Source organism: Isoptericola sp. NPDC055881, from assembly GCF_053615895.1.
This window is the reverse complement of sequence record NZ_JBSHCR010000104.1, coordinates 1-9,418: the sequence shown is the minus strand read 5'-3', so window position 1 is coordinate 9,418 and position 9,418 is coordinate 1. Positions and strand designations below refer to the sequence as shown.

The 9,418-nt window shown below is 74.6% G+C and carries 8 protein-coding genes; 3 read left to right on the top strand and 5 right to left on the bottom strand.

From position 1 onward, the window contains the following. Positions 1-46: 46 nt before the first annotated feature. From ACWGKI_RS19760 to ACWGKI_RS19750, 3 genes are all read right to left on the bottom strand, one after another. Complete coding sequence (locus tag ACWGKI_RS19760; RefSeq protein ID WP_452189288.1) at positions 47-1,663, bottom strand: RNA polymerase sigma factor; 1,617 nt, start codon at positions 1,661-1,663, stop codon at positions 47-49. Between the two features lie 320 nt (positions 1,664-1,983). Further along, positions 1,984-2,340: a universal stress protein gene (locus ACWGKI_RS19755; protein ID WP_452189286.1), complete on the bottom strand. Its 357-nt coding sequence runs from the start codon at positions 2,338-2,340 to the stop codon at positions 1,984-1,986. Positions 2,341-2,409: 69 nt separating this feature from the next. Beyond that, positions 2,410-3,678, bottom strand: coding sequence for a DUF4192 domain-containing protein (locus ACWGKI_RS19750; RefSeq protein ID WP_452189284.1), 1,269 nt, complete (start codon positions 3,676-3,678; stop codon positions 2,410-2,412). Between the two features lie 180 nt (positions 3,679-3,858). On the opposite strand from ACWGKI_RS19750, the gene ACWGKI_RS19745 reads away from it, so the two are divergent. Both ACWGKI_RS19745 and ACWGKI_RS19740 read left to right on the top strand, forming a co-directional pair. Beyond that, positions 3,859-4,494 carry a hypothetical protein gene (locus ACWGKI_RS19745; RefSeq protein WP_452189282.1) on the top strand — a complete coding sequence of 212 codons (636 nt, stop codon included), beginning with the start codon at positions 3,859-3,861 and terminating at the stop codon, positions 4,492-4,494. A gap of 45 nt (positions 4,495-4,539) precedes the next feature. After that, positions 4,540-5,646 carry a polyprenyl synthetase family protein gene (locus ACWGKI_RS19740; protein ID WP_452189280.1) on the top strand — a complete coding sequence of 369 codons (1,107 nt, stop codon included), beginning with the start codon at positions 4,540-4,542 and terminating at the stop codon, positions 5,644-5,646. A 60-nt stretch (positions 5,647-5,706) separates the two neighbouring features. Here the strand turns inward: ACWGKI_RS19740 and ACWGKI_RS19735 are convergent, their stop codons facing one another. After that, positions 5,707-6,159 carry an Rv2175c family DNA-binding protein gene (locus ACWGKI_RS19735; RefSeq protein ID WP_380244876.1) on the bottom strand — a complete coding sequence of 151 codons (453 nt, stop codon included), beginning with the start codon at positions 6,157-6,159 and terminating at the stop codon, positions 5,707-5,709. Positions 6,160-6,207: 48 nt separating this feature from the next. Between ACWGKI_RS19735 and pknB the strand changes: the two genes are divergently transcribed. Continuing rightward, positions 6,208-8,184, top strand: a complete 1,977-nt coding sequence (gene pknB, locus ACWGKI_RS19730; protein WP_452189278.1) for a Stk1 family PASTA domain-containing Ser/Thr kinase — start codon at positions 6,208-6,210, stop codon at positions 8,182-8,184. A gap of 9 nt (positions 8,185-8,193) precedes the next feature. On the opposite strand, the gene ACWGKI_RS19725 is transcribed toward pknB, so the two are convergent. Further along, positions 8,194-9,418: 3-deoxy-7-phosphoheptulonate synthase class II (locus ACWGKI_RS19725; protein ID WP_452189276.1), on the bottom strand; the 1,225-nt coding region annotated here is incomplete at its 5' end.

The window sequence follows — 9,418 nt, the reverse complement described above, 5'->3', positions numbered from 1 at the left end:
GGTGCCGGTCGATCGACCGGCACCGGGGCCCTGCACGTCACCCGGATCAGTCCAGGTAGTCCCGCAGGACCTGGGACCGGCTGGGGTGGCGCAGCTTCGACATCGTCTTGGACTCGATCTGACGGATCCGCTCGCGCGTCACGCCGTAGACCTTGCCGATCTCGTCGAGCGTCTTCGGCTGGCCGTCCTGGAGACCGAAACGCATCGAGACGACGCCCGCCTCGCGCTCGGACAGGGTGTCGAGCACCTGGTGCAGCTGCTCCTGCAGCAGCGTGAAGCTCACGGCGTCGGCCGGGACGACGGCCTCGGAGTCCTCGATGAGGTCACCGAACTCGCTGTCGCCGTCCTCGCCCAGCGGGGTGTGCAGCGAGATGGGCTCGCGACCGTACTTCTGGACCTCGACCACCTTCTCGGGGGTCATGTCCAGCTCCTTGGCCAGCTCCTCCGGGGTGGGCTCGCGGCCCAGGTCCTGGAGCATCTGGCGCTGGACGCGGGCCAGCTTGTTGATGACCTCGACCATGTGCACCGGGATGCGGATGGTGCGGGCCTGGTCGGCCATGGCGCGCGTGATCGCCTGCCGGATCCACCACGTGGCGTACGTCGAGAACTTGTAGCCCTTGGTGTAGTCGAACTTCTCGACCGCGCGGATGAGACCGAGGTTGCCCTCCTGGATCAGGTCCAGGAACAGCATGCCGCGGCCGGTGTAACGCTTGGCCAGCGAGACGACGAGCCGGAGGTTCGCCTCGAGCAGGTGGTTCTTGGCGCGCTTGCCGTCGTGCGCGATCCACCGCAGGTCGCGGTACATCCGACGCTCGTCGGCGCTCGCCTTCGTCTTGTCGTAGTCGGCGTAGTCCTTGGAGAGCCGCTCCTCGGCGAACAGGCCGGCCTCGATGCGCTTCGCGAGCTCGACCTCCTGCTCCGCGTTCAGCAGCGCGACCTTGCCGATCTGCTTCAGGTAGTCCTTGACCGGGTCGGCGGTGGCGCCGGCGGTGACGACCTGCTGCGCGGGCTGGTCGTCGTCGTCGGTGTCGGAGACGACGAAGCCCGTCTCCTCGTCCTCGCCCTTGCCGTCCTTGCCGGCAGCGGTCCTGGCGCTCTTGGTGGAGCGCTCGGTCGTCTCGGTCTCCTGCTCGTCGTCGGCCACGTCGGTCGCGTCCTCGTCGAGCTCGACGTCCTCGATGTCGTCCGGGCCGGGCTCGTCCTTCGACGCCGCCTTGCGCCCGCGCGTCGTCTTCGGGCCCTTGGCCGCGGTGCCGGAGGCCGACTTCGACGCGGCCGAGCGCGCCGCGGGCTTCTTGGCCGCGGCTGCGGTCTCGTCCGGCTCCTCGTCGGCCGCCGGCTTGGCGGACGCCGACTTCACCGTGGAGGTCTTGACCGCCCCGGACCGGGCCGCCGGCGCCTTGGCGCGCGTCGCGGTGCTCCGGCTCGTGCTGGCGGCGGCGACCTTGGCGGCCGTGGGCACGCCGATCTCGACGCCTGCGGTCGCGAGGGCGCGCAGGACAGCCTTCAGGCGCTTCGGGTCCGCCACCGCCGCGTCCTCGCAGGCAGCACGGAAACTCTCGGCGTCGACCCGGCCGTCGGCGGTGCCTCGAGCGAGCAGGCCCTGCAGGGCAGGGTGCTCGAACTCGCGGGGAAGTGCAGGGTTCTGCGCAGTGGACGCCACAAACCGACCTTTCGGCATTCGAGGGGACGGTGCACCGCCGTCAAGGCCTCCGACTCGGACTGTCGTGGCTCAGGCGGACATCTCTATTGTACCGGCGACATCCGCGACGGTGGGGCACCACAGGCTCCCGCGCCCGCTCGGGTACCCACGTCGTCCGGTCTCCGGTGCTGGCTCAACGCGCGAGACGCCACGAAGATTCCCGCCGTACCGCGGGGAACACCGGGAACGGCTCGACGGGTGTGGCACGGCGCGCACGGGCCCGACGGTCACGAGCGTCACACCCACAGGCACACCCACCGGCGTGGCGGCGCGAGGCGGAGTCACGGCTTCACCGCCAGCACGGGGCACGGAGCCTCCAGCAGGATCCGCTGCGCGCCCGAACCCAGGATGAGCTTGCCCACGGGGCTGCGCCGGCGCAGTCCCACGACGATCAGCTCGGCGCCCGCCTCCTGGGCGGTCCGCACCAGGTCGTCCGCGAGGTCCCCGGTACCGGCGACGACGGAGTACGGGAGGCCGTCGGCCGCCAGGTCCTCCTCGAGCGTCTGCCGCTCGGCGCCTCCGTCACCCTTGGACGCGACGACCGTGAGCGGGACCGACCGCTCGCGTGCCTCACGCTTCGCTGCGGCGAGTGCCGCCTGTCCCTCGGCCGTGCTCAGGAGTCCGACGACGATCGCCATGGGGGCACGCTACCCGACACCGGTGCCGGTCACCGGCCCGGCCGCAGCCACCGTCCGATCACGAGCCGGTCACGGTCCGGTCTCCGTGCGTTCGGGCGGATTCGGGCTCGTGCCGCCCGGCGGGGCGACCCAGCCCGGCGGCACCGCCGCCTGGAGCACACCGGCGAGGAGCGCGGCGAGCCGGTGCGACGGATCCTGCCGCAGGGCCTCGCGCACCCGCCGCCCGGCGAGGCAGCCGTCACCGCGCCACCACGCGAGGAACCCCAGCAGCGCGAGCGGTGCCGCGTGCCACCGGCGTGGCGCCCCGCCGACCACCTGCTCGAGAACCAGGCGGGCGGCGTCCGCGGTCGCTGCGTCGGGCGGCACGCCCACCCGCGGGTCCACGACCCGGGCGATCGCCCGGGCGGTCGCCACCTCCACGTCGGCCGCCGGCCCGGCGCCGCCGTCCACCTCGACGTCACCGGTCCCGCCGGGACACGCGGTGCCGACGGTCCTGGCCGCCGCCTCGCGCCCGCCGGGCACGAGCGACAGGAGCACGGCGTCCCGCACCGGGACGTCCGCGAGCGCCGCCGCGAGCCGACCGAGGCGCGCGGGCGGCAGCGCCACCTCGCCCGGGAGGTGATCGTGCTGCTCGGCGGCCGCCTGACGCAGCAGCGCGCACCACGCGTCGTAGGACCCTTCCCGCCAGCGGACGGTGGCGCGGTCCGGCGAGCCGTCGTTCCGGGCGGCGAGCCGGGCACGCTCGGCGCGGGCGGCCGCCTTCGCCACCCGGTCGCGCAGGGTGGCGGACGGACGCCGGATGCGGTGGGCCTCCTGCTCCGAGGGCGCGACCGCACGCCCCGCGACGACGAAGGCTGCGCCGACCTCGCCGTGCTCGAGCTCGCCCAGAGGTCGGCCCTGCGGAGGGCAGCAGGCCGGTTCGGCGCAGTCGAGCCCGCGGTACCCGTCCGGACCGACGAGCCACGCCTCCACGTCGGCGGGCGGGTCCAGCACCTCCTCGAGGGCGGACACCATGACCCGGGCGTCCGCCCGCACCGTCGCCGCGGGCCGCGCCGTGCACACGACCACGACCGCGAGGCACGTCCCGGCCCTCGCGGCGGCACGGGCGACCGCGCGAGCCTCCGGCGCCGGTCCCCCGGGGTCGCCGAGCGGTGTGCGCGCGACGAGGCCGACCTGCCCCTCGCGGGTCACGCAGGCGACGACGCAGCACTCCCGTGGCCGGAAGCCGAGCAGGTAGGGCACGGCGGCGAGCAGGTCCCGGGACGAGCGGAGGACGACGGGCAGGTCGAACGGGGAGTCGGGCTCCCCGGAACGAGAGGTGGCGTAGGCGGCTTCCATGACCCGATCCCATCCGACCAGGGCCGCGCGGAGGTGCGGCGAGTCGTCCCTTGTGGACGGCGCGTCCTTGGGGGCATGATCCCGTCCCCGAACCGCGGGGGCACGTCCTCGCCCCGGCATCCCGTCGAGTGGTCCACGGGCTCGTCGGCCCACGGCACGTGGGCCGCTACGGTGGTCGCCGTGCCTACGCTCCTCCGCCCGACGCACCGTCGTCCTGCTCCCGCCGCGCGGGCCCGCACCGCCGTCGTGACGCTCGCCGCCCTCCTGGCGGTGTCCGGGTGCGGGGTGCTCGGCGGCGGCGGCGGCGCCCCGGGCGACGAGGTGTCCGCGACCGGCGAGGACGGCTCGGGCGTCGGGCTGCGCGGCGCGGACGACCCTGCTGCGACGCCCAGCCCCGACCCGGGCTCCGCGGCGGCGCTGCCCACGTTCGACCCCGACACGGCGGTGGGGGGCTACGCCCCCGGGTTCCCGGAGAAGCTGCTCGGTGCCCCGCAGGACGCCACGGTGCTCGCCAGCTCCGCGACGCCCGACAAGGGGTCCCTCACCGACGTGACCCTCAACCTCAGCACGCCGCGCAGCACCCAGGAGGTCATCGACCAGCTCGCCAAGCGCCTGCGCAAGGCGGGCTTCACCGAGTCCGAGTCGGGGACGTTCACCGGGCTCACCGCCCAGACCACGTTCGGCCGCGAGACCACGCCGGGGAAGAAGAAGGGCGCGCGGGACTCAGACCCGGTCATGGAGTCGGTCACGGTCGGCGTGCTCGACGACGGCGAACGCCGCCTGGTGACCGTGAGCGGCTCGGTCGTCGTCGGCTGAACGGCTGCGGCCCACGTCCCGGTGGCGGACGCATAGGCTGTCGACATGCCCACCGCACCCTCCGTCGTCGACCTCGAGAACCTCCGCCACGACGTCGACGCCCGGGTCGAGCAGCACCTCGCCGACCTGGCAGCAGAGGTGGCGGCGATCGGGGCCCCGGCCACCGCGCTGACCGACCAGGCCGGGGTCCTGCTGCGCGGCGGGAAGCGGCTGCGGGCGGCGTTCTGCTACTGGTCCTTCCGGGCGCACGGGGGTGCGGCCGAAGGGCCGGAGCGCGACGCCGTCGTCCGCACCGGTGCCGCGCTCGAGCTGTTCCAGGCCGCCGCCCTCCTGCACGACGACGTCATGGACGCCTCCGACACGCGCCGTGGCGAGCCGACCGCGCACCGCGCGTTCGAGGCGCGCCACGCCGCCTCGGGCTGGACCGGCTCCGCGGAGCGGTTCGGCACGGCGGCCGCCATCCTGCTGGGCGACCTGTGCCTGGTGGCGTGCCAGCGGGAGATCGCCGACGCGGCCGCGGCCCTGCCGGACGACCGTGCCGCGGAGGCACGTGGCCTGTTCGACGCGATGCAGACCGAGGTCGTCGTCGGGCAGTACCTCGACGTGCTCGTGCAGGCCGAGGCGTGGGGCCTCGATCCCGTCGCCGACGAGGCCCGCGCCCGGGCGGTCCTGCGGGCCAAGTCGGCCCGCTACTCGGTGGAGCGCCCGCTCGTGCTGGGCGCGCTGCTCGCCGGTGCCGGCCCTGCTCGCGTGGACGCGATCTCTGCGGCGGGCCTGCCGCTCGGCGAGGCCTTCCAGCTGCGTGACGACGTGCTCGGCGTGTTCGGCGATCCCTCGGTGACGGGAAAGCCCGCGGGGGACGACCTGCGCGAGGGCAAGCGCACCGTCCTGGTGGCCCGCACGATGGCGGCCGCGAGCCCGGCCGACCGCGACCTCGTCGTCGCGCGGCTCGGTGACCCTGCCCTCGACGCCGCGACGGTCGAGCGGCTGCGGGGCGTCATCGCGGGCTCCGGGGCGCTGGACGGCGTGGAGACGCTGATCGACACCCTGGCGGACGACGCGCTCGCCGCGCTCTCCGACGCGGAGCTCGCCGAGCCCGGACGCACCGTCCTGCTGGACCTCGCGCGCGCCGCCGTCGACCGCGCGGCCTGAGACGCCGCCCGAGGCCGAGGCCGCAGGGGGCAGCGGCCGGCGACCGCTCCCCCCGGCCGGTCAGAGCAGCGCCTGGGCGACCCGGCGCACCTGAGCGCGACGTCCGGCCCGCAGCTCCGCGATGGGCGCGTTCCCGATCGACGGCTCGGTCTCGAACAGCCAGCGCAGGATCGCCGGGTCGTCGAGCCCCACGTCGGACAGCACCAGCACCGTGCCGCGCAACGTCGGGAGGACGTGCGGCGCGTCGCCGTCGGTGACGAGGAACGCGGCGGGCACCTGCAGCGTGTGCCGTTCGCCCCGCCTGATCCCGACGAGCGTCCGGTCATCGACCAGCCCCCGCACCTTGCTCACCGCGATACCGAGCGCCTCCGCGACGTCGGGCAGGGTCAGCCACTCGTCCACGAGGGAGTCGAGCGCGGCCCGGTCCTCGGCGCGGTCGTCGGTTCGGTCGTCGGTACGGTCGTCGTCGCGCTCGCCAGAGGTGCCGGGCACGGGGGGTGCGGTGTCGTTCACGCGGCAAGCCTACGGGCCGCCCGATGCGGCCGCCCCTACACTCGTCGCGTGGCCATCGCGACGACCGACCCGATGCTCGGCCGCCTGGTCGACGGGCGGTACGAGATCGTCGCGCGCGTCGCGCGCGGGGGCATGGCCACCGTCTACCGGGCCACCGACCGGCGCCTCGACCGGGAGGTGGCGGTCAAGGTGATGCACCCCCACCTGGCCGACGGCGTGGACGGCGCCGCGTTCGTGTCCCGGTTCCGGCGGGAGGCGCGCGCCGCGGCGCGTCTCACCCACCCGGGCGTCGTCGCGGTCTACGACCAGGGCGTCGACGAGGACACCAGCTATCTCGCGATGGAGTACGTGCCGGGCACGAACCTGCGCCGTGAGCTGCACGACGCGGGCGCCCTGACGCTCGACCGCACCCTCGACGTCCTCGCGCAGGTGCTGGCCGCCCTCGCGGCTGCCCACCGCAAGGGCCTCGTGCACCGCGACGTCAAGCCCGAGAACGTGCTCGTGGTCGGCGACGGGGACGTACCGGCGGGCGGCCGGGTGAAGGTCGCGGACTTCGGTCTGGCACGGGCGGTGACAGAGGTCACCACGACCACGACGGGCACGGTCCTCGGCACCGTCGCCTACCTCGCCCCCGAGGTCGTCACCAGCGGCCGCTGCGACGCCCGCACCGACGTGTACGCCGTCGGGGTGCTCGCGTACGAGCTCGTGACCGGTACCCTCCCCTACCCGGGCGAGACGCCGATCCAGGTGGCCTTCCACCACGTGCACGAGGACCACCCCGCCCCGTCCGAGCGCGTCGAGTGGCTCACCGAGGGATTCGACGCGCTGGTCGCGTCGTTCACGGCGCGCGACCCGCAGCACCGGCCGCCGGACGCCGGGGCGGCGCTCGAGGCCCTCGAGGCCTTGCGCGCGTCGATCGCCCCCGACCTGCTGGCCCGGCGGGCAGAGCCGCCGGTCGAGACGCCCGCCGACGACGCGCCCGAGCGCGACCCGGGCGCCGACGGCACCGAGGGCACCGACGCGGTCGACGAGATCCCCACGGCGTTCTTCCAGGAGGTGTCCGCGAGCGCGCCCTCCCAGCCCACCGATCGGCTCGTCGAGCAGCCCACCGAGGCCTACCGGCGTCCGTCGCGCCGTCGGCGCGCGATCGCGTGGACGCTCACCCTGCTGCTCGTGCTCGGCGGAGGCGGGCTCGGCACCTGGTGGTGGTTCGCCGACGGCCCCGGGGCATGGACGTCGGTCCCGTCCGGCGTGGCGGGGGTGCCGGCCGACGACGCCCGCACCACTCTGGAGCGGGCCGGCCTGGACACCACGTCCACCCAGGCGTTCGACGACGACGTCCCGGTGGGTTCCGTCGTGACGACGGTCCCTGCCCCGGGCGACCGCGTGCGCACCGACGGGACGGTCGAGCTCGTCGTCTCGCGGGGCGTGCAGATGCTCACCGTCCCTCACGACCTCGTGGGTGCGGGCCGCAAGCAGGCGACCGCCGCGCTGAAGCGTGCGGGGTTCACGGTCGGTGCGCCCCAGCGTGCGTACGACGACGAGGCCGACCGTGGCACCGTCCTCGACGTGTCGGTCGGCGAGGGCACGCGCCAGCGGCACGACACGGTCGTGACGCTGACCGTCTCCGACGGCCCTGCCCCGGTGCAGGTGCCGCAGGAGGTCGGCAAGGAGAAGGACGCCGCCGTCGCCGACCTCGAGGCGCTCGGGCTCGTGGTGACGATCGGCGACCCGGAGTACGACGAGGACGTGCCGAAGGGGCACGTGCTGGCGCAGGACCCCGAGCAGGGCGCGACGGCGCACCGCACGGACACCGTCACCCTGACGATCTCCCTGGGTCCGCCGCTGGTCGAGGTGCCGGACGTCGTCGGCAAGCGGACCGGACCAGCCCGAGCGGCGCTCGAGAGGGCCGGTTTCCGCGTCGAGGAGAACGCCTACCTGGGAGGCCTGCTCGACACCGTGCGGTTCCAGGACACGACCGGCACGGCCCCGAAGGGCAGCACCGTCACGCTGACCGTCTGGTAGCGGCTCCCGTCACCGGCCGGTGAGCATCTCGGCGACGCGGAAGGCCATCTCGAGCGACTGCTGGTGGTTGAGGCGCGGGTCCACCAGCGTCTCGTATCGCAGCGCCAGGCCGGCGTCGTCGATCTCCTCGCTGCCGCCGAGCACCTCGGTGACGTCGTCGCCGGTGAGCTCCATGTGCAGGCCGCCCGGCACGGTGCCCAGCGCCCGGTGCACCTCGAAGAAGCCGGTGACCTCGTCGAGGACGTCGGAGAAGCGGCGCGTCTTGTAGCCGCTCTCCGACGTGATGGTGTTGCCGTGCATCGGGTCCGTCACCCACGTGACGGACACGCCTGCGGCGGTGACCTTCTCCACCACGTCGGGCAGCACGTCACGCACCTTGCCGGCCCCCATCCGGGTCACGAAGGTCAGCCGACCCGGCGTGTTGCGCGGGTTGAGCCGCGCCGCGAGGTCGAGCGCCGCGTCGGGCGACGTCGTCGGGCCCAGCTTGACGCCGATCGGGTTGGCCACCCGCGACAGGAACTCGACGTGCGCGCCGTCCAGCTGGCGGGTGCGCTCCCCGATCCACAGGAAGTGGGCCGACGTCGCGTACGCCTCGCCCGTGCGGGCGTCCACCCGGGTGAGGGCGCGCTCGTAGTCGAGGATGAGCGCCTCGTGGCTGAGGTAGAACTCGACAGAGCGCAGCGCGTCGAAGTCTGCCCCGCAGGCCTCCATGAAGCGGATCGCCCGGTCGATCTCCGAGGCGGTGCGCTCGTACCGGGAGTAGGCCGGGTTGCGCATGAAGCCCCGGTTCCACTCGTGCACGCGCCGCAGGTCGGCGTGACCGCCCTGGGTGAAGGCGCGCACGACGTTGGCCGTCGCCGACGAGATCCGGTACGCCTGCTCGAGGCGCACCGGGTCCGGCGTGCGGGACGCGGGGGTGAACTCGTGCCCGTTGACCATGTCGCCGCGGTACGCGGGCAGGGTCACGCCGTCGCGGGTCTCGAGGTCCGACGACCGGGGCTTGGCGTACTGCCCCGCGAGCCGTCCCATCTTGACGACGGGCGTGCTCGCGCCGTGCGTGAGGACCACGGCCATCTGCAGGATGGTGCGGACCTTGTTGCGGATCCGGGTCGCGTTCGCGTCGGCGAACGTCTCCGCGCAGTCACCGCCCTGCAGGAGGAACGCCTCGCCCCGGCCGGGCGCCCGCCCCGCCCCCCCCGGCCCCCCCCCCCCCCCCCCCCCACCCCCCCCCCCC